This is a genomic window from Streptococcus oralis subsp. oralis (assembly GCF_002096455.1).
Taxonomy (GTDB): domain Bacteria; phylum Bacillota; class Bacilli; order Lactobacillales; family Streptococcaceae; genus Streptococcus; species Streptococcus oralis_CY.
The window spans coordinates 370,243-392,299 of the sequence record NZ_NCUL01000007.1 but is presented as its reverse complement, the minus strand read 5'-3'; the positions used below and the strand labels follow the sequence as shown (position 1 = coordinate 392,299).

Annotated in this window: 8 protein-coding genes and 1 pseudogene; 1 reads left to right on the top strand and 8 read right to left on the bottom strand. The window is 40.9% G+C overall.

The genetic code is table 11. From position 1 onward, the window contains the following. The 8 genes and pseudogenes from padA to B7720_RS04245 form a co-directional block, all read right to left on the bottom strand. Nucleotides 1-5,519 (bottom strand): annotated as a pseudogene (padA, locus tag B7720_RS09775) (LPXTG-anchored isopeptide-forming adhesin PadA); the annotation flags it as partial. Between the two features lie 59 nt (nt 5,520-5,578). Further along, the gene (locus B7720_RS04280; protein ID WP_084856697.1) at nt 5,579-6,166 is read right to left on the bottom strand and encodes a TlpA family protein disulfide reductase; all 588 of its coding nucleotides are present in this window, start codon (nt 6,164-6,166) and stop codon (nt 5,579-5,581) included. Nucleotides 6,167-6,555: 389 nt separating this feature from the next. Beyond that, on the bottom strand, nt 6,556-7,902 hold the full coding sequence (gene glnA / locus B7720_RS04270) for a type I glutamate--ammonia ligase (RefSeq protein WP_001122885.1): 1,347 nt from the start codon (nt 7,900-7,902) through the stop codon (nt 6,556-6,558). Between the two features lie 38 nt (nt 7,903-7,940). Further along, entirely contained in the window at nt 7,941-8,297 is a 357-nt protein-coding gene (gene glnR / locus B7720_RS04265) for a transcriptional repressor GlnR (RefSeq protein ID WP_000664333.1), read from the bottom strand. A 76-nt stretch (nt 8,298-8,373) separates the two neighbouring features. Then, entirely contained in the window at nt 8,374-8,901 is a 528-nt protein-coding gene (locus B7720_RS04260; protein WP_000119887.1) for an FUSC family protein, read from the bottom strand. Nucleotides 8,902-9,044: 143 nt separating this feature from the next. After that, the gene (locus B7720_RS04255; RefSeq protein WP_084856695.1) at nt 9,045-13,679 is read right to left on the bottom strand and encodes an antigen I/II family LPXTG-anchored adhesin; all 4,635 of its coding nucleotides are present in this window, start codon (nt 13,677-13,679) and stop codon (nt 9,045-9,047) included. Between the two features lie 165 nt (nt 13,680-13,844). Beyond that, complete coding sequence (locus B7720_RS04250) at nt 13,845-15,044, bottom strand: phosphoglycerate kinase (protein ID WP_001096770.1); 1,200 nt, start codon at nt 15,042-15,044, stop codon at nt 13,845-13,847. A 229-nt stretch (nt 15,045-15,273) separates the two neighbouring features. Next, nucleotides 15,274-19,998, bottom strand: coding sequence for an endo-beta-N-acetylglucosaminidase (locus B7720_RS04245; protein ID WP_084856693.1), 4,725 nt, complete (start codon nt 19,996-19,998; stop codon nt 15,274-15,276). 332 nt (nt 19,999-20,330) lie between these two features. On the opposite strand from B7720_RS04245, the gene B7720_RS04240 reads away from it, so the two are divergent. Continuing rightward, entirely contained in the window at nt 20,331-21,962 is a 1,632-nt protein-coding gene (locus B7720_RS04240; RefSeq protein WP_000026625.1) for a Na/Pi cotransporter family protein, read from the top strand. Nucleotides 21,963-22,057: the final 95 nt, after the last annotated feature.

Here is a 22,057-nt window from a genome sequence, read left to right as displayed (position 1 = left end):
ACAGTCTTATCTTCTGATAGGTAAGCAGACAAGTTCGCGCCGGCTTTGATCTTCGCGTCGAATGTTAATTCAACTGCTTGACCGCCATTTGCTTTGACTTGTTCTTCTGTAAGCGTCAAGGTGATGGTTTGACCTTCTACCTTGATTTGGTTTGCTTCAAGAGCTTGACCATTCAATTTAGCACTTGAAGTTCCTGCGAATTCAAGAACGCCCACTAGGGTATCTGTGACTGAGAAGGCTGTCGCATCTTGCGCTACACTTGTTTTCACATTATAGGTGAAGACTTGGTCACGTTTGTCAAGAGTTTCAGCTTCTTTGCCGTTCACATCTTTCTTGATTTCTGGCTCTTCTGGTGTTGGAGGCGTTACTGGGACTTCATTAGAGTCCTTGTGCACTCCTGGTTTGTGTGGGAAGCTTGCGTCATAAGAAGCCTTATTCGGAATCTGTGTATGACCGTCTTCCTTCACATACGCTGACAAGTTCGCGCCGGCTTTGATCTTCGCGTCGAATGTTAATTCAACTGCTTGACCGCCATTGGCTTTGACTTGCTCTTCTGTAAGCGTCAAGGTAATCGTTTGACCTTCTACCTTGATTTGGCTAGCCTCAAGCGCTTGACCATTCAATTTAGCACTTGAAGTTCCTGCGAATTCAAGAACGTCTACTAGTGTATCTGTGACTGCGAAGGCTGTCGCATCTTGCGCTACTGTTGTTTTCACGTTGTAAGTGAAGACTTGATCGCGTTTGTCAAGAGTTTCAGCTTCTTTGCCGTTCACATCTTTCTTGATTTCTGGCTCTTCTGGTGTTGGAGGCGTTACTGGGACTTCGTTAGAGTCCTTGTGATATTTCGGATTGTGATCGATGTCGTAAGAAGCCTTGTTTGGAATTTCAGTCTTACCATCTTTGGTTACATAAGCAGACAAGTTTGCATTATCTCTAATCTTAGCCTTGAAATTCACTTCAATAGACTTACCAGCATCTGCTTTTACAGAAGCTTCTGTAAAGGCAACTTTGATCACTTGGCCAGAAATTGTTACTGTCGCCTTAGATCCTGCATCCTCACCATCAAGTTTAACAGTAGCTGAAGCATTCTCACCAACAAATTCTAGAACTTCTTTCAACTCGTCTGCCATCTCAAACACAGTTGCATTGGCAGGCATTGTTGTTTTCAAAGTATAAGTAAATTCTTCATTACGTTTTGCAAGATCGTAACGTTCTGCTCCGTTTACTTCCTTCTTAAGCTCTGGAGTTGTTGTTGGCGGTGGAGTGACAGTGACTGGTTTTGATTCTTTCTTAGAATCTGGATTGTCATTAATGATGTAGCTAGCAGTATTTGGTACTACTGGCTTGTCTTTTGCTTCATTTGGATAAGCAGTCAAGAGAGCATCGAAAGTGATGCCGTCTTTAATCTTGGCATTGAATGAAACTTGGACTGCTTTACCAGCATATTGTTTCACTTGATCTTTTCCAAATGTGACTGTCAAGGTTTGACCTTCTGTTTTCACAGTCAAATCTTGAACAGCTTGGCCGTCAACAGTGACAGTTGCTTCCCCTTCAAATGCCAATTCTTTGACGATATCATCTGAAATGGTGAAGCTATCTGCCACATGTGGAACCGTTGAGTCAATCGTATAAGTAAAGATTTCTGATAACTTACCAAGATCTGCGTGTTCCTGACCATTCACCTTCTTCGTGATTGGTGGTGGTGTAACAGTGACTGGCTTGGTTTCTTTCTCACCTTGTTGGTCATTCTTGTTGGTGTAAGTAATCTTAGCTTTGTTCTCAATAGATGGAACAGTTGAGCCTTTCTTCACTTTGGCATGAATCACGAGCTCTACTTCTTGGTTACCGTAGTCACCCGCATTCGCAAAATCTTTCATCGTTGCAGTCACGGTTTGACCTTGAACTGTTACATCGAAGAATTTCGCTGCAGCTCCCTTGATTTCAGCTTGACCTGGAGTCAAGTTCTCATCCAAGGTATCCGTTACAACGAAGGACTTGTACGTTGTAATATCATTTGGCAATTTCGCTTTGATATTATAAGTAAAGTCGGTTTCCGCACCGATTGTTGCCTCTGTCAGTGTTTCGTTGATTTTCTTATCAACACCTGGTTCTGATGGAGGGGTTACGGTGACAGGTTTCGTTTCTTTTTCTCCGCTATGATCGTTCTTATCTGTGAAGCTAAACTTCGCAGTATTTGGAATGTTGATACGAGTCACTCCATCATTGATCTTAGCTGGAATAATCAATTCCACTTCTTGACCAGCAAGAGCTGTAGCGTTCGCAAAGTCCTTCATCGTTGCAGTCACGGTTTGACCCTCAACTGTTACATCGAAGAAGGCAGCAGCTGCTCCTTTGATAACTGGTTTGCTTGAAGTTTCATTGATAACTGACAAATCTCCTTCAAGTGTATCTGTAATCACAAATTTCTTGTAATCTGTAATATCGGTTGGAAGTTTTGTCTTAATGTTGTAGTTATACGCTTGACCTGTCGCGATATCTAAGTGATCAAGGGTTTCATTGATCTTCTTCGTTACAGGAGGTGGCGTTACGGTGACAGGTTTCGATTCAACTTCTTTCTCTACATTATTCTCATTTGTAAAGGAAATAGAAGCCTTATTTTCAATGGTTGTGCCTGTCACACCATTTTTAACTTTTGCAGGAATGACTAGTTCAACAGTTGAGTATTTTGCAAGTTCACCAAATTGACCATCCTTCACCGTTGCCGTAATCTCTTGGCCATTGGTATGGATATCAAAGAGGGCCGCTGCAGAACCTTTAATACTTACGTCGCCTGCAAGTTCCAAATTAGCATCCAGTGTATCACGAATCACAAATTTCTTGTAATTGGCAACATCACTTGGTACTGCTGTTGTAATGTTGTAGTTGTATGGTTGCCCATCAAACGTTTGGAAGCTATCCAAGTTCTCATTAATCTTCTTATCAATAGAAGGTTCTTGTGGTTTTGGTGGGGTAACCGTTACTTTATTCGATGTTTTCTTGATATCATTCAAGGCAACATCTGCCGTGTTAGGTACTTTAATTTGACCATCTTCCTTATATTTAGAAAGGTCAGCACCCGGACGAATCTTAGCCTTGAAGGTCAATTCAAGGTATTGAACATCTTTAGTTTTACGACGCGTTACCTTACGTGAGATTTTTTCAAGTTGAGTTTTATCAAGAGTCAGTGAAACAGTTTGACCTTCAACTTTTGTAGCAGTTTTCAACTCAGTATTATCTTTTTCACCAAGTTTTACATTCAAGCTATCTGCCTGAACTTCCAACTCTGAAACAACTGTATCCGTAAGGCTGAATGTATCTGCAATGCCTGGCCATGGAACAGTCACCTTGTACTCGAAGAGTTCTTCTTTCTTAAGATCTTCATGTTCCTTATCATTGACCTTCTTTGTAACTTCTGTCTCGACTGGTGGTTTGACATAGACTGGGTTTGAGCGTCGAATTGTACTTGGTTTGTCAGCCGTTTTAGCATGGTTACTTGGATCAGGATTATTATCCTCACCATTCCACATGATATTACCCTGATTCAGCAAACCGAAGCCATCATTATCCTGAAGAAGAGCCATAAATTCTTTGCTCGCTTGATTATTGCGATATTTCTCCTTCAAGCGAACCGTAATGGTCATTTTTGCTTTTTGAAGCACTAAGTATTCATAACCATTCACACTTGGTACATCAGCAACAACAACTTCACGTTCGTTTCCGAGATCGTCATTTTGTTTCACTACACGAGTCAAGATTTGACCTTGTGGTCCAGAAGCATGATGACCTACAACTTCTAAACGATAGTCAAGAGGGTCAGTCAGCATAACATTTTTCTTGAACTCATATGGAGCGTTGTTGAAGTTGTAATCTACTGTATAAGTAAATGTTTCATCTTTCGCAGACAAGTTCGCTGCATAGGATGGTTTTTTTGTTAATTGAAGCGGATCTTCAATAGTACCAGTATCATTGCTTTGATCTTGGTCTGCAATTTTCTTGGTGGCACTTGGGTAACAGTATTCAAGTTTTTGAACTTCTACAGTTTCTTTCGAACCACCGATTGTTTCAGTCGCAAAATCACCAACTTTAAATTTACCAGTCAACTCAGGAACTGGAACTGTCTCCTTAACTGGTTTGTAGTCTGCAGGAGGGTCTTGCTCATCATCCTCATCAACTTGTTCAGCATGTGCTTCCTTACTCAAATCATAGTCAAACTTGTTGTTTCCTGGATTAAAGACACTCTCTGGAACAGAGATTGTAACCTTGTCTCCTTCTTGAACAATCTTACCACGAATTTCTTTCTTCGAATCGGTAACCTTTGATACAATCTTCTTACCATTAATTCGAACTGCATCTACCTTATATCCTGGAGTAACTTCAAACTCACCTTTGATATCTTCTTTAACCAGAGCAGCACCAACAGATTCTAGAACTCGACTTGAGAATTTATTGATATCGCTTTGTTCATTAACATAGAAGGAAACATCTTTTCCATTGATATTTTTAGCTGGAGAAGCCATCCCCTCTAATGCTTCATGGAAAATCTCTTGGACACTTCGGTTATCCCCTATATCAAAATATTTTGAATAACCTTCTTTATATGTGTCATAGTACTGAGCTTTGGAATTCGCAAAGATTGTTACGTCTTCCCAGAAACCAACTACTACTGTTCCTTCAGAACCAACAACATTTTTAAGTCTTGTAGATGCTTCCTTAACCTCTTTCACACGCCCTAAAACGTTTTGAGACGCCTCTGTTAGTTCATTAAAATTCCATGCACGTGTAAGAATATTGTTCCGATAGTCACTATACTCTAGACGAACCTTACCATCAGGATCACGTTTCCCATTGGCAACACCATCCGTAATCAAAAGAAAGATAGTTTTACGACCATTAGCCATATTCCCTTTTCTTTCATTATATTGAGCAATGACATCGTCAATAGCTGGAACAGTTGGTGTTCCTCCCGCTACTTTAATATTATTAATGAATTGATGGATATCATTTTGATCAGAAGACAAGTTACTTGCCTTGTATTTGTAATCATAGTCAGGTCCCCAACTACCATAAACATCTTTACGGCCTGTAAAATCGTTATTGTAGTAGTAGTTGTATCCATCTGCACCTTGGAAGGTCGCCATCATAACCCGGTCTGATGTATCTGGATTATCAGTCTTAACCAAACGTGGGTTATTTTCATCATACTCTTCTTCCTTCACAAATGTCGTCAGAGTTTTTAAAGCATTCTGGACATTTGGAATGGTGTTCTTAAATGATCCACTCGCATCCTGCAAGATTACCAAATCCACTGGTTTTCTAGGCAGGCGCCAGCTAATTTTTTCCGTTTTTTCAATTTTACGGGAACATCCATTTTGTGTTATCTTTGTATTTCCACCTACTTCAATAGTACTACCGCCTTCATTTGCTGCAGCGCTACCAAATAGCTGTCCCATTAAGGCTAATGGAACAGATAAGAATAAAATGATAAACAATATGGAGACCTTTTTAATGAAATCTCTCATTGCTATTTCTGAAATCCTATTGTGATTTCTTCTTCCCCCTTTTCTATAGTAGATATATGTTAGTTGAGTAGTGTTTGCAACTCGTTAGAAAAGCTTTCCGCATCGGAATGATTAACCAATACATTTTTTACTTCTTGCTTTTTGGTTACAAAATACATACTTGGTATGGTCTGAACCTGTAATAGATCTGCCGCTGATTGATCTTCGTCATAGTAATAAGGGAAAGTGTATCCTTTTTCCTTAATGTATCGATCGGCACTCTCCTTTGTTTCTTTACCAGGTTCGTTCATATTTAGTAAAACAAAATTGATCTGTTCACCATACTTTTCATACATCTGCTGAACAATGGGTAGTTGTTTCTGACAATGAGGACACCAACTAGCCCATTCGACAATTAACATAGGTTTATCATACAGCTCTGAACTAGCAACCAATTTACCGTCTTGAGAAGTCATTTTAAATTCTGGAAGTTGTTGACCTTTTAGACTCAAGGCAGTATTGTTCTCAGCACTTGAAGTTGATTGCGAAACTGATGAAGTCCCTACTTCTCCGTCCTTAGCGGGTCTAGTATAATAAATCAAACCCACCGACAATCCGATGATGACTCCCACTGCTAAAAACGGAAGCCACCACTTATCTTTTTGCATAGAATCTCCTTTCCTTTTTAATGAAATATGGCGAGTAGAACTTGAGTGAATAATATAGTAAATAATTTATAAACTCTCCGAAACTCATCCATTCCAAAAAACATTTTATCATTTACTAATTCGTATTTCAAGAAATATGTTGTCAAATTGTAAACTTTTTTCTTTCCCACGCTAAACCCGCCACACTACTGCATTAAATAGGTATAACAAAAATTCATGAACGTCATTTTCCAGTTATTTTAAGAATATTATTTCTTTTTAATGCATAATTCACTCTTTCTCATTTTCTGTATTTCTATATAATAACTATACTAAAAACATCATCAAAATCCATTTAAGTTTTTGCAAAAATAAAAAAGATTGTCCAATCAGACAATCTTTTTATATTCTTAATATAAGTCAAGATAATTATCAACTTCCCATTGTGAAACAAAGGTCGCATAGCTAGCCCACTCGATACGTTTGGCTTCAAGGAAACTAGTGTAGATGTGTTCACCTAGGGCTGCCTTGACCACTTCATCCTCAGTCAAAGCTTTCAAGGCGTTATGAAGAGTTGATGGAAGGTCGGTGATTCCAGCTTCCTTACGCTCTTCTGCTGTCATGATGTAGATATTTTCTTCGATAGGAGCTGGTGCTTCGATTTTGTTTTCAATACCATGCAAACCAACTTCCAAAAGAACAGCCATCGCGATGTATGGGTTTGCCATGGGGTCCACTGAACGCAACTCAAGACGAGTTCCCATACCGCGTGAAGCCGGTACGCGCACAAGTGGCGAACGGTTACGACCAGCCCAAGCAATGTAAACAGGTGCTTCATAACCTGGAACCAAACGTTTGTATGAGTTAACTGTTGGGTTCATGATAGCAGTATAGTTGTAAGCATGCTTGATCAAACCACCAAGGAAATGGTAGGCTGTTTCAGACAACTGCATTCCTTTTGGATCATTTGGATCAAAGAAGGCATTGTTTCCTTCTGCATCAAACAAGGACATATTACAGTGCATACCTGATCCAGCAATACCAAATTTTGGTTTCGCCATAAAGGTTGCGTAAAGACCGTGTTTGCGAGCAATGGTTTTAACAACGAGTTTAAAGATTTGAATCTTGTCACAGGCACGGAGGACTTCATCATACTTGAAGTCAATTTCATGTTGTCCAACCGCAACCTCGTGGTGACTCGCTTCTACTTCAAATCCCATTTTGGTCAAGACATTAACGATTTCACGACGTGTATTGTCCGCAAGGTCAGTAGGCGCCAAATCAAAGTAGCCACCCTTGTCATTTACTTCAAGTGTTGGATCCCCATTTTCATCCAACTTAAAGAGGAAGAATTCTGGTTCTGGACCAAGGTTGAAGGATTTGAATCCTACTTCTTCCATATGACGAAGTGCACGCTTCAGATTACCACGTGGGTCACCTGCAAAGGGTTCGCCTTCTGTTGTATAGACATCACAGATCAAACCTGCAACACTTCCATTTTCATCTCCCCATGGGAAGACTGTCCATGTATCCAAGTCTGGGTACAAGTACATATCTGACTCATTGATACGTACAAAACCTTCAATAGAAGAGCCATCAAACATGGCTTTGTTTGACAAGACCTTATCTAACTGTTCATCTGTAGCAGGAATTTCGACGTTTTTCATGGTTCCCAGAATATCTGAAAACATGAGACGGATAAAGGTAACATTTTTTTCCTTGACTTCACGACGAATATCTGCAGCTGTGATTGGCATGGGTTTTCTCCTTAATATATATGACTACTTGCGATTGCCTAACCGCGACCAAAGGGTGACCGTACTGAAGCAAAGCGCCCCTGCTGGAGGAGTTCATTGTGAAGTGCACGACGCACTTCCGTCTGACTCACGGCTTTCTTGGACTTCGCCTCGCGTTCAGCATATTTTTTCTTAATCGCAGCAATATTATGACCTTCAGAGATATAATCTTTGATTTCAAGCAGACGATCCATGTCATTCAAAGAATACATGCGACGGTTCCCTTCGTTTCGATCAGGTTTGATCAACTCTTGATCTTCATAATAACGAATCTGACGCGCCGAGAGATCGGTCAATTTCATAACACTGCCGATAGGAAAAACAGCCATATTTCGGCGAAATTCTCTTTCCTTCATTTACAATTTCCTTCTTCCTGTCTATTATAGTCTAAAAAAAGACAAACGTCAATGAATAATGTCATAAAATGTAACATTATTTTCTTTTTTTCTCCCAAAAGAGTTTCAGTTGCTCAATATCATAATTTACAAGGATTGCGACAAAAACTCCCATAAATGTTTCAAATACGCGCGCAAACACGTACAAAAATGTTTCTCCGCTTGGTATTGATAGGGTAATAATCAACATAGCCGCTACACCACCAATAACTCCTGCCTTGTTGTTCATGGCAACGTTTGTCATAATGGTTAACATGGTGCAAATCGGAACAACTAGTAAGGTTACCCAAAAGGCTCCATGAAATAAAGTATTTAAGAGGAAAAAGACAAGGGCGTAAAAACCTCCGATGCTATTTCCTAAGATACGCGAAGTTCCAAAATGGACACTCTTATCAAAGCTCTCTCGTAAACTGAAGACCGCTGTTAGTGCTCCGATTTGAAGCCCCTTCCAGCCAAAAAAACCAAAAATCAAGAGAACTATAAATACGGCAATCCCCGTTTTGAAAGTTCGCATACCAAGCTTGAACTGTGACTTATCAAATTTATATTTTTTAAAATAACTCATAATCTCAACTTTCTACTACCATTTTATCATAAATTAGTTGATTTTATGAATGAAAATCAATAGGAAGCGTTTTTAATTCAAGCTACAAGAAAAAGAGGAAACAGAGTTCCTCTTTTCTATTTAACTTTTAGAGCTTAGTTGCTTTAATCTTCTTTACGTTTCAACTGACCAAGTCCTAAAACTCCTACTAAAGCTGCTAGACCAAGATATGGCATGTAGCTTGAATCATTTGTACCTGTTTGAGGTAGAGTAGGATTCCCTTTTGGATTTGGAGTAGGAGTTGTTGGCTCCTCTGGTTTCTTAGGTTCTGGCGTTGTCGTGCGAACTGTATTTGAAGCGTAAGCAACTTTGTTCACAGTATTTACATAGGTATTTTCAAAGGTTCCGACAGCAATTCGTTTCATTTGAATATAAGTCTCAGCCTGGAATGGAGAATCCAACTGAATCTCTTGAAGGAATTCTTCCTTGAAGCGAATGGTAATCATTCCCCTATCTTGATCATGTTCAACCTGTGTTTCAGCTGTTAAGTCTGTCCCTGCCTTAATAACACGACCGTCTTTCAATCGGATATCAACCTTGGCAAGAACTTTATAATTTCCAGTGTATTGATCACCTTTTTGGTCATAATCATCTACAAAACTATAGTCATTCAAGTCCTCAGAATGATTTTGTGGAATCAAACCACCAATTAAACGATAATTGAAGTACTGGTTCAACGGAATAGTTTGGCCATCAATATTGTCACTGCTTGGATCCATACTGATTGTCACATCTTTTTTCGGTGTGATTTTCGGTACGTTGTTGACAACTACTTCTGTAGCATAGCCATTTCCAAAATCAATTTGGTAGGCTTTGTTTTCGTACTTACCACCCGTTTGCCCAAATTCAGGTTTAACTGTCATCGGATCTGTGATGAGTAATGATTTTCCTGCTGCTACATAGTTCTTGTAGAATTCAGCTGGATTATCAGCTGAGAAGAGTTGGAAAGCACCTTTAACAGTGATGTTGGCTTTCTTCAACAGCTCTTGAACCTTCTTAGGCGCAGCTTCTAAACTATCAAATTGTTGAACACTGATACCTGATACAAGGTTGCCTTCTAGATCACGAATCTTAACCAATTCTGGTTGAAGGGTTAAGGCTTCTTCTGGATAATCATCCACATAGTAGAAACCATTTTGAATCGCTTCTTTAGAAGATTTATCTCCCTTGTATTGGTCCAAATCCCATGTGAGTTCATAGTAGTTCGTTGAACCAGCTAGAACTTCTTTGCCATCAATATTCACACCTTGCTTGTTCTTGTTAACTTTCAAAGGCTTGATGTAGTTGTTATTTGGATTGTCAGGATCATTTGGTTTACCTGGAGTCGTTACACGAACAATGTTTGACTTGACACCGTAGGCATCGTTGACTGTCAAGGTAAAGTTATTTGTATAAGTCGCCCCATCATTCAAGACACGACCAACAACAGTTGGATATAGAGTCTCAAAGGATTTTGTCAAATCTGCATTGAAAGCAGCCAAGGTCTCCTCAGTAGCCTTAAAGGTTACAGTGTGACTAGCTTTGTCATAGCTTGTTTCAAAACCTTTGCTTGCAGCCTTGGTCGCTTCCAAATCAAACTGATAGCCCGTTGGAAGTGGATCTACCAATACAAACGAAGTTGTTTTTGGACGCCCTGCAGTTAAAGCTTCCGTTTTCAACTCAAACTTCACTACAGACTGCTTAGCAACTAGAGTACGGTCGATATCTACTCCATCCTCATTTTTAATTTCTTTATTAATCTGAGGTTGTGCAAAAAGACGATTGTAATGGAAGTGAACTGTTGGCACCGCTGGTGGTGTTGGCAACTGCTTAGGAGTTGGTGCTACCGGTGGTGTTGGCAATGGATCATAATTTGGCTCTTCTGGTTTTGATGGCTCTGGTTGATCTGGAGTTTTTACCGGTGGAGTTGGCTCATTTTCGTAGCTTGGTGCTACTGGAGCTGGTTCCAATGGTTTCTCTGTCTCATATGTTGGCTCTTCTGGTTTTGATGGCTCTGGTTGATCTGGAGTTTTTACCGGTGGAGTTGGCTCATTTTCGTAGTTTGGTGCTACTGGAGCTGGTTCCAATGGTTTCTCTGTCTCATATGTTGGCTCTTCTGGTTTTGATGGCTCCGGTTGATCTGGAGTTTTTACCGGTGGAGTTGGCTCATTTTCGTAGTTTGGTACTACTGGAGCTGGTTCCAGTGGTTTCTCTACTTCATAAGTTGGAGCTTGTGGTGCAGTTGGTTCTACTGGCGGAGTTGGTTTTTCTAATGTGATGGTTGGCAAATTAGTTGCTCGAACATTTCCGTTAATCGCAAACCAAATATTTGGCTTTTTGGGAGATAATTTCTCTGCTCTACGTGGATCATTCGCTGCAGGCTGTCCCAACACTTCTGAAGACGAAATTGTTCCGATAGTCATACTATTTGAAGGACCTGAGATTTCCACTGCTCCCGCACCATACCAAGAGTTTGGTGCATCTGCATTATCCCAACCAGAATCTGGTTGACTATTCTTATACATGGTGAAGCGGGAACCACCAACTCCTTTTTTGAAGTTTTCAGATTCTGTCGCATAAATTTGGCCGTTCTTTTCACCAACTGAAGAACCCGAAATTTTGATGAAATTCCCAGTATAATCTTTAGCCATCTCGATTGAGTTTGCTTCGCGGTTAAGAGACGCTACAGACATCAAGGCCTTGTCAAAATTAATAATTTGACCATCTTCATCATAGAATTGAAACTCAGTCTTAACGAAGAGAGAGGTAGCATCTTCTGTATTACCAGTATAAGCCGAAGCGAAAACCCCCATCGTTGGGTCTTTAAAAATTCCCAACCAAGCCTTATCATTGCGGAACTTGGAACTAGGATCAAGAGTATAAGTATAGACGATTTTAGAAACTTTTTTTCCTTGATAGTAAGTCCCCTGAAGATTCGTATAAGTTGCTGTTGCAGACTGACCTCGTTTCAGCAGGACTGAAGACCATTCAGTTGGTCCCTTACCACTTGTTACATTTGAATTGTACTCAGAATACTTACCGACTGTACCAAAGCTTTCCTGTTTGTTTGTCTGGTAGTTAGCATTTTGAATGTCTGTTACTTTAAAGTTATCCAACTGGAAGAGTTTATTGGCAAATTCTGCAGTATTCTTCACAGCTGCTTCCATGCCAGTATAGCTAACAAATTCACCAGTTGTAGTCAATGAAAGTTCAGCATTAGGCTCCGATTTGAAAATCAAACTTTGAGCACTTGGGCGACTCAAGTTTCCATCTTCATTCTTCTTTGATTCTGCTAAAGCCATAGCTGCCTTAATTTTGGCCTGCTCAGCTTCATAAGCTTGCAACTTAGCCGGATACTCAGCCAACTCTTTCTTATATTTGGCAAGATCAGCTTCGTATTTAGCTAATTTTGCTTCATAGTCAGTTTTAGCCGCGGCATTCCGCTGCTTGATTTCTTCGTTTTCAGCTTGGAGCGCTGCATTTTTTGCCTTGTTGTCTTCAACAGCCTTCTCATAAGCTGTTTTAGCATCAGCATTTGCCTTTTGAACGCGAGCTAGTTCTGTCTGATAAGCCGCTAACTTAGTTTGGTAGTCTGTTTCGTTAGCTGCATTCGCTTGTTTGACTGCTGCCAAGTCTTTTTCGTATTGTGCTATTTTAGCCTCATAAGTTGCCTTGGCTGTTTCATTTCGTTGTTTAATAGCTTCATTTTCAGCTTGGATAGCATTGTTTTTAGCTTTGTTTTCTTCAACAGCCTTTTCATAGGCTACTTTTGCATCAGAATTAGCCTTTTGAACACGTGCCAATTCTGTTTTATAAGCTGCTAATTTAGCTTGATAATCAGCATCATTATCCTCTTTAGCTTTCTTAATAGCTGCAAGGTCTGCTTCATACTGCTTCATCGCTGCTTCATAATTCGCTTTTGCAGTTTCATTACGCTGTTTAATCGCTTCATTTTCAGCTTTAAGCGCTTCGTTTTTCGCAGTGTTTTCTTTTACTGCTTTATCATAAGCCTCTTTAGCTTCAGCATTAGCTTTTTGTACTCGAGCTAATTCTGTCTGGTAAGCTGAAAGTTTATTTTGATAATCCTGTTGACTATCTTCATTTGCTTTTTTGACAGTTGCTAAATCTTTTTGATATTGTGCTAGCTTAGCCTCATATTCTGCTTTAGCTGTTGCATTAGCAGTGTTGATTTTTTCAACTTCTTCTTGATGACTTTTTAGATCTTTTTGGTACTTGTCATCCGCTGCTTTGTTTTCAGCATTGATTTTATCTGTTTCAGCCTGATGAGCTGCGACTTCCTTTTTATATGCTTCAGTCGTTGTCTTTACTTCTTCAGCCTGTTTAGCATAGTCGCTTTTAATTTCATCTTGTTTTTGAGCATTTTCTGTAGCAGTTGTGGCTGTTCCTTTGTCTTTTGTTTCATCTTGAACCACCTTAACTCCTGCAGATTTTGCATCAGCAACTGCTTTATCCAAATCAGCTGATGATACTTCTACTGGCAAAGCTGAGTCTTTAGAACCAGCCTTAGCTTGGCTTGCTTTGGCAACTTGGCTCATTTCACCCTGAGCTTCAGGTAGATTTGTGGCTGGGTTCCCTGTAGTAGCTACCTCAACTGTACTTGTACTAGTTGTCTCTGTAACTTCATCAGCAAATACTGCTTTGTCTGCAAAAGCAATCAAAGCAGTTCCTAAAACAGCACCACACAACGTTTTCGCAACTTTGCTTTTACGAAATCCATAGACTTCTTTTTTATTTTTCATTATAATCCTTTTCCTTATCTAAATTTAGTCGTTACTTTTCATATTAGCACTTTACAAAGCAGGATGCAAATATTTACTCTTTTTTTTTATTTATAGAAAAATTCCACCTATTTATAAATTAAATTAAAAAGAAGATGGTCACACCATCTTCCTTTAGTTAACTATTTATTTTTCAGTCAAGGCTGCCAATCCTGGAAGAACTTTACCTTCAAGGAGTTCCATTGATGCTCCACCACCAGTAGAGATCCATGAGAACTTGTCTGCACGGCCAAGGTTGATGGCTGCGGCAGCTGAGTCACCACCACCGATGATTGATTTAACACCTGGTTGTTTCACGATAGCATCCATGACACCGATTGTTCCAGCTTGGAAGTCAGGGTTTTCAAATACACCCATAGGTCCGTTCCATACAACTGTTTTCGCACCAGTCAAAGCTTCGTCAAATTTAGCGATAGATTTTGGACCGATATCCAAACCAAGGAAACCTGGATCAACCGCTTCACCTTCAGTGTCTTTCACTTCAGTGTAGTCAGCAAATGCGTTTGCTTCTTTTGAGTCAACTGGCAAGATCAATTTGCCGTTTGCTTTTTCAAGAAGAGCTTTCGCAACATCCAATTTGTCTTCTTCTACAAGTGAGTTACCGATTTCGATACCTTGAGCTTTGTAGAATGTGTAAGTCATCCCACCACCGATAAGAACTTTATCAGCTTTTTCAAGCAAGTTTTCGATGACACCGATCTTGTCAGATACTTTTGAACCACCAAGGATCGCTACGAATGGACGTTCTGGAGCTTCAACAGCTTCTTGGATGTAGGCAATTTCGTTTTCAAGAAGGAAACCAGCAACTGCTTTTTCAACGTTTGCTGAGATACCAACGTTAGATGCGTGTGCACGGTGAGCTGTACCGAATGCATCGTTTACGAAGATGCCATCTCCAAGTGATGCCCAGTATTTACCAAGTTCAGGATCGTTTTTAGATTCTTTCTTGCCATCAACATCTTCGAAACGAGTGTTTTCAACCAAGAGAACTTGTCCATCTTCAAGAGCGTTAACAGCGGCTTCCAATTCAGCACCACGTGTAACACCTGGGATAAATTTAACTTCTTGTCCCAATTTAGCAGCCAAGTCAGCAGCTACAGGAGCAAGTGATTTACCTTCTTTGTCTGCTTCTTCTTTTACACGTCCAAGGTGAGAGAAGAGGATTGCACGTCCACCTTGTTCAAGGATGTACTTGATAGTTGGAAGAGCTGCAGTGATACGGTTGTCATTGGTAATCACGCCATCTTTAACAGGTACGTTGAAGTCAACACGAACGAGAACTTTTTTCCCTTTCAAGTCAACGTCTTTAACAGTCAATTTTGCCATTAGATATGACTCCTTCTTTTTTTATACGTGTTAATTATATCACAAAATCCGCAAAAGAGATAGAAAAACCCTAAACTTTTCTTGTTCATTCTTGCAACTGAAACTACTTTTTTTAAAATTAAAACTAGAAAGACCTCATAAAATAAGTAATTAAAACAAGGTCTAACTAATCTACAGTCAAACCTTGTTTTTTTATTTTTATGAGAAAATCCAAGATTCGTAAATCTGATTAGTCTTCTCTCCTCTTTTTAGAGAGCAAGCCGTAGCCACTCATTACTCCGAGAAGTCCCAGCGCTACTAGACTAGCATCTCTTGTCGCTCCCGTATTTGGCAGCTCTTTACTTACTTCTTCAACTTTTGCTGGTGTTGCTGAAAGAGCTTGATCCCTTGTTTGTGAGACTTGATCCTCTTTCGTTCCTACTTCAACAATTTCTGGAAGAGCTTCCTTGAGAACCTCAGTAGAATGAAGGGTGCGTTTGCCCTGAGCATCAACTTCTACAAAGCGACGAACTTGGCCTTCAACTCCTGCTTGAACTAGCTGGCGTTGTCCTTTGAGAAGGGCTGCATTTGGTCGTTCCTGACGTTCGAAGGAAACTGTCCCCTCTTCAATTTCCAGTTTCGGAGTTTCTAGAACTAAATCTTTCACACCTTCAGCTGGTTGGTTGCTTGATAGAACTTTTGTTCCAACTTCGGTGATTTCTGGAAGAGCTTCCTTGACTACCTCAGTCGAACGAAGAGTGCGTTTGCCTTGGCTATCTACTTCTACAAAGCGACGGACTTGACCTTCAACTCCAGCTTGCACAATACGGCGTTGTCCTTTGAGAAGTTCGGAGTTTGGTCGCTCCTGACGTTCAAAGGCTGTTGTTTCAGTTTCAATAACTAGTTCAGGGAGGGCCTCAACCGTTGGAGCCACTTCATTTGGATCCATACTTCCAACATGGTGACTTTCTTCTGCAGGAGCTAGTTTCTTATTTAGCTTTTCTTTCATTTCCGCAAACGCTTGAGGAGTTGGCATCTCTGAAGCTAATAAAGTTTCTGCTTGTTCAATCAACTCAGCTTGGGAATCTTTTTCACGGACAGATTCGAGCAAGCCTTCCAATTCTTCTCTAGCAGTCTGATAACGTTGATTTCCATCCAGGTCTGTCCCTGCTTGTTTCAACTCATTCAAAGCTCTGTTGACCTCTTCTTGACTGGCATCATGGTTTTCTGCAACAGCTTTCGCTGCATTGAGCTTCTCTACTAGTGCTGCTTGTTTGTCCTCGCTTGAGAAGGTGTAGGCAAGAGTTGACTGACGGCCTTGGGCAGCAGTGATTTCTTGTTTGAGGTACTCATCGTTGACAGCTGCTTTTGGAGAAACCAAGACATCAAACTCGGCGGTGTGTCCCTTGTAATGCAAGGTCAAGGTTTGTCGTCCAGTCTTCTGAGCATCGTAGCCTGTAATTTCAACACCTTGATCTGTGAAGGCATGACTTTCTTCTGTCTCATCATCATAGAGAACGCCGAAGCGACCTTCTGCAAGATCCAGTTGCTCTCCTACTAGATAGTCTGTTTTCGGTTTCTGAGTAATGTACAAGCCTGCTACTTCTTTCGGCTTCCCTTCATCTTGACCAGTCACTTGTACCTTCAAGGCACCAGTAACTGGAAGTCCAAGGTAGCTGACTGTGAGCTTTTGTTCCCCTTTTTGATGAGCGTTGTAGCCAGATACTGTCACACCTGAGTGAGTAAGGTTGATCAGCTCATCGGCTTGTCCCCCTTCGTATTGAACACGGAGAGTCCCACCTCTAAGGTCAAGTTTTTCTCCCTCTTTGTAAACTATCTTCTTAGGTCCTTTTTCAAGGCTAACTGCAGCAATTTTTCTCTCATCCTGCGGAATTGCTACTGCCAAGGTGTTACTGATTTCTTTGCCAGGTAGTTGGGTACGATAGTAGAGGAGAGTTGGTTGCTTGTCAAAGCCCAATGGTGCTGTTGCCAAGTCGCCTCCAGTTTCAGACTTCAAGGTTGCAATTGGTGTTTGTGAATCTGCCTTGTCGTAAACGGTGATAGTTGCACCCGCTGGAACATCAGAGAAACCAAGTTGAACTTGATGGTTTCCAAGTGAACGAGCAGCTACCTTAGCCATTGGAATATTTTGACTTTCTGTGTCCAAGGTTTCGTACATCTTCCAGTTGTAGATACGAATGGCTTTCCAAGGTGTTCCGTTATCAGATGTAATGACATGCAAACGCCAGTCTTGGGCGGTGATTGGTTTATCAAGAGTGATATCCGTCACGTGCGCTTTATTGCCACGGACTTCCTTAGCTAGTTTCCACTCGCCATCTGTATCCTTGTAGTAAAGATCAAAGTCCTTGGTGTTCATCAAACCGTCGTTTACGGATTCTCCACCAGCTCCCGCATGATCCATGACCCATCTAACAACGGTACGTGGCTTGGTCAAGCGAATATCCACACTACCGCTCAATTGTCCTGAAGACCACTTGTCTGACAGACTTGTAATCGTACCGTTCAACATACCTTCAATACCTTCTCCACCTTCAGTATTTGGGAAAGTGCTACCAATAACCTTTGCACCTGGAACGATATTTTCAGCTAAAGGTCTTGGAAGAGTCGTATCCTGAACTGTCATCCCCCAGTTAAAGGATGCCGTCGCAGCTTCGGAACGAAGGCCATTTTTACCAACTGCAACGACCTTCAATTCTTGAGTCGTACCAGTCGCATTAGCAGAACGGCTAACTTTTGGCAAGTAGATGGTTGAAGCAGATGATCCTGTCAACAAACGCCAGTTATCTCCATCTTTTTCGTAGACTTCATAGAAATCTGCATCTTGGTTACCCGAAAATTGAACCACTGCTTCAGCTTCTTGGGCATTCTTAAGAGATTGTTTCACTACTGAGAGACCTGTAGGTGCTTGTGGCGCTTGGTGATTGTCCGAGATAGTTAATTGTCCTAGGTTGAACTGGTAATCTTTTACAGAACCTTCATGCTCGAAGAAGAGTTTGACTGCATAGATGGTTTTTCCAGCTAGTGAGCTAAGGTCAAATTCTTCATTCTTCCAGTCATCAGAGAGAGTCAGTTCTTTCCATGCAGCTGCATCCTCAAATTTGTAGTCTGGAGTCGTAGAGAAGGCCATATAAACTTTAGAGCCTTTTCCTCCCTTGTGGGCAACCCGAAGTTTGGTGTTTTCAGTTACTTCTAGTTTGGTAGAATACAAATTCACATCCTGGTCCGTCTTACCAGCTACATCACCTGAGAATTTAAGGGAGTTACCTCCATTATAGGCATCTGTAAAGTCATATTCTGCACGAAGTTTTTCCCCCGTTGAAGTCTGCCACCAGCGCCATGTTGGCAAGACACCTGAAACCGAACGGTAGTTCCACTCAGAATCCTTAGAAACTTTACCGTCTACAAACCACTTTCTACCATGGCCTGTATTAAAAGAGGTCGTGAAGGTTCGGCCAACTGCTGGTGTGCGGTCAGCAACTAAATTGGCAATCCCATACCACTCTTTGTCAGCTGGTTTTTGAGCCGTTGGATCTCCTTGGTAGCCTGTGAAGAAGATATCTTCGTTCTTGTGGTAGTCTTCGCCTGTTTTTCCTAGACTGGTAATCGTATCTGGTGCAAAAAGTCCAAGTGACAAACGCAACTTGCCTTTTTCATCTAAGAGGGCATCCCATTTGACTTTGGTCTTATAAGAGCCACCTTGTTGCAATTCCAAGCCTGCAAAGACATCATACTGGCTACGTTCTAGCCATTTTGCCATCTCTACGGAGTGGTCATTCTTTTCCTTGTTCCAGTTGAAATTGGCAAAAAATTGATCTGCAGGGACTTTGTCTCCTTCTTTTTGCATGAACTGGTAGTTGTAATCACCTAGACCATCTTCGTGGTAACGACCATATTTGTAGGTCATGGCATCGTACCAAGCATACTTGATTGGGTGGTTGACTTTGGCTGCGTATTCTTTTGTATAGAGCATGAATTGGCGCATTTTTTCACCAAGAGGTGCTACCAATTCCCCCGTTGTTTCCTGGTTGATGAAATATCCATCAAAGCCATAGTACTTAGCAAGATCGACAAGTTTCCGTGCGATAGGGAAGGTGCCATCTGCATCTTGTTTCAAGGCAGCTGCAAATTTCTCTTGGTCGGCAATGCTATTTGACCAGTTGAAAAAGAGTGTTCCATAAACGGGAACTCCGTTGCGGTGACCGGCATCAATGACATCTGGAGTTGGAACTAGACCTTCCCAGAAGACCATTGAATCCAAGTATTGCCAGTAATCAAAAGCGTAGGCCTTGAATTCCTCACCACCGACAGAAGCGTGGTCTTTAGCTTTTGAGTTGGTATTTGCTAGAGCTTGAACCTTGGCTCTTCTGCTTGCTTTTTCATTAACCAACTGGCCTCTATGGCGCTTGGCGAGTTCAACTGATGAACGGTTAATGGGATCATCCTCACGCGCACCCGGTTCCCATTTCAACAAATCCTCCCAGGTATCAAATTTGATTTCTTTTGGTCGGAGACTCTTTTCTTCATTTTTAGGAACGTCTGCTAGAGTCGGTTTGTCGGCTTTCTTCTCAGCTACTTGAGGAGTTTCCTCTGGTTTAACTTCTTCTTTTTCAGTTGGTTGAGTAGGTTTTTCAGTTTTATCTGTCGGAGTTGGCTTTGCTTCTTCTTTTTCATTAACCAGATCCGTTATTGCTGGAGTGTTTTCTGAAATTGGTTGCTCAGCTACTTTGTTCTCTGTTTCCTCTAATTGTTTTTCAAGGGCTGCAGTATCTGGATTAGTTGTTTCACTAGCGCTTGTAGCTTGGGCGCTCGTATTTGCAGCTGTTTCAGGGACTGCGACTTGTTCGGCAAGAGCTGGGCTCGCAAATAGAGCTGAACCAATCATCAAGGAACAAGCCCCGATTGACAGCTTACGAATACTGTAACGGCAACGTTTTTCAAAAAATAGATCTTTCATCTTATCCTCCTAATAAAATATAAAGTAAGCGCTTTACTTTTTGATAAAAAGTAACTGTTCTCAGTGCACACCACCAGAACAGGATCATCTTCATTTTATACTATATGAAAGCGATGTCAATCTATTTAACATAAAAACTATAACTAGGATAATAATCAGTAAAATTTGGACACAATCCTATAAATCATCTATCTTAAAGGGAATCTATCTCTCATTTTAAAAGAAAGTTCTTGTTTCTTATGAAAATTTCAGCTAAACACTTGTGAGATTTACTTTTATCCTTTAAAATAGAATAGGAGAAATTCCGTTATTATTTTTCGGAGGAAAAAGAAATGTCCATTAATTGGCAGGAAATTTTATTTCACTTTTTAGGTGGTCTGGGACTATTTTTATATAGTATCAAGACCATGGGAGACGGTTTGCAACAAGCTGCTGGAGATCGCCTTCGTTTTTACATTGACAAATATACCAGCAATCCCTTCTTCGGTGTGCTGGTTGGTATCGGTATGACGGCGCTGATTCAATCAAGTTCTGGTGTTACAGTCATTACAGTAGGACTTGTCAGTGCAGGACTTTTGACCTTGCGTCAGGCTATCGGTATTGTCATGGGTGCCAATATTGGAACCACCGTTACATCCTTTATCATCGGTTTTAAGCTAGGAGATTACGCCTTACCTATGCTCTTTATCGGAGCAGTTTGTCTCTTCTTCACCAAGAATCGCTCCATCAATAACATTGGACGGATTATCTTTGGTGTAGGAGGTATCTTCTTCGCTCTCAATCTTATGAGCGGTGCAATGGAACCCCTAAAAGACCTGCAAGTCTTTAGAGACTACATGGTTGAACTAAGTAAGAGTCCTATTCTAGGTGTCTTTGTTGGAACTGGGCTGACCCTACTCATTCAGGCTTCATCCGCAACTATCGGTATCTTACAGAATCTGTACGCAAGTGGTTTGATTGACCTACAAGGTGCCCTACCGGTCTTGTTTGGTGATAATATCGGAACGACCATTACAGCCATCATTGCTTCTCTTGGAGCCAATATCGCTGCCAAACGTGTTGCCGGTGCCCATGTCGCCTTTAACGTAATTGGTACGGTTATCTGTATTGTCTTCCTTGTTCCTTTCACGGGCTTGATTCAATGGTTTGAATCGGCGCTCAATCTAGCTCCAGAAATGACCATTGCCTTTGCTCACGGAACCTTTAATATTACAAATACCATTATCCAGTTCCCATTCATCGGTGCCTTAGCTTACCTTGTAACCAAGCTCATTCCTGGTGAAGATGAAGTTGTTAAATACGAGGCTCTCTACTTGGATGAACAACTCATCAAACAGGCACCTTCTATCGCTCTAGGAAATGCCAAAAAAGAACTTCTTCACTTGGGGAACTATGCTGCAAAAGCTTTTGACCTTTCCTACGACTATATCGTCAATCTAGATGAAAAACTAGCGGAGAAAGGGCACAAGACTGAAGAAGCTATTAACACAATTGACGAAAAACTCACTCGTTACCTGATTAGCCTTTCAAGCGAATCATTGAGTCAAAAGGAAAGTGAAATCCTAACCAACATCCTCGACTCGTCTCGTGATTTGGAACGGATTGGAGACCACGCAGAAGGGTTAATCAACCTAACAGACTATCTCCAACGCAAGAATGTTCAGTTCTCTGAGGCCGCTTTGAAAGAGCTAGCTGAGATTTATCACGCTACCACTGAGTTCATCAAAGATGCCCTTGATAGTGTGGAAAACAACGATACTGAGAAAGCTCAAAGTCTAATTGAACGCCATAAAGAAATCAACAATATGGAACGCATTCTCAGAAAGACCCATATCAAACGCCTTAACAAGGGTGAGTGTTCTACACAAGCTGGGGTCAACTTCATCGACATCATTTCCCACTACACTCGTGTGTCTGACCATGCTATGAACCTAGCTGAAAAGGTCATTGCTGAACAAATTTAATTGGTAAGAAGCCACCTTAATTTAGGTGGTTTTTTTCGTCTCTTAATCAAGAAAATTTTTTCTAACGTAAAAAAAATGCTTTGATTCACAATGGA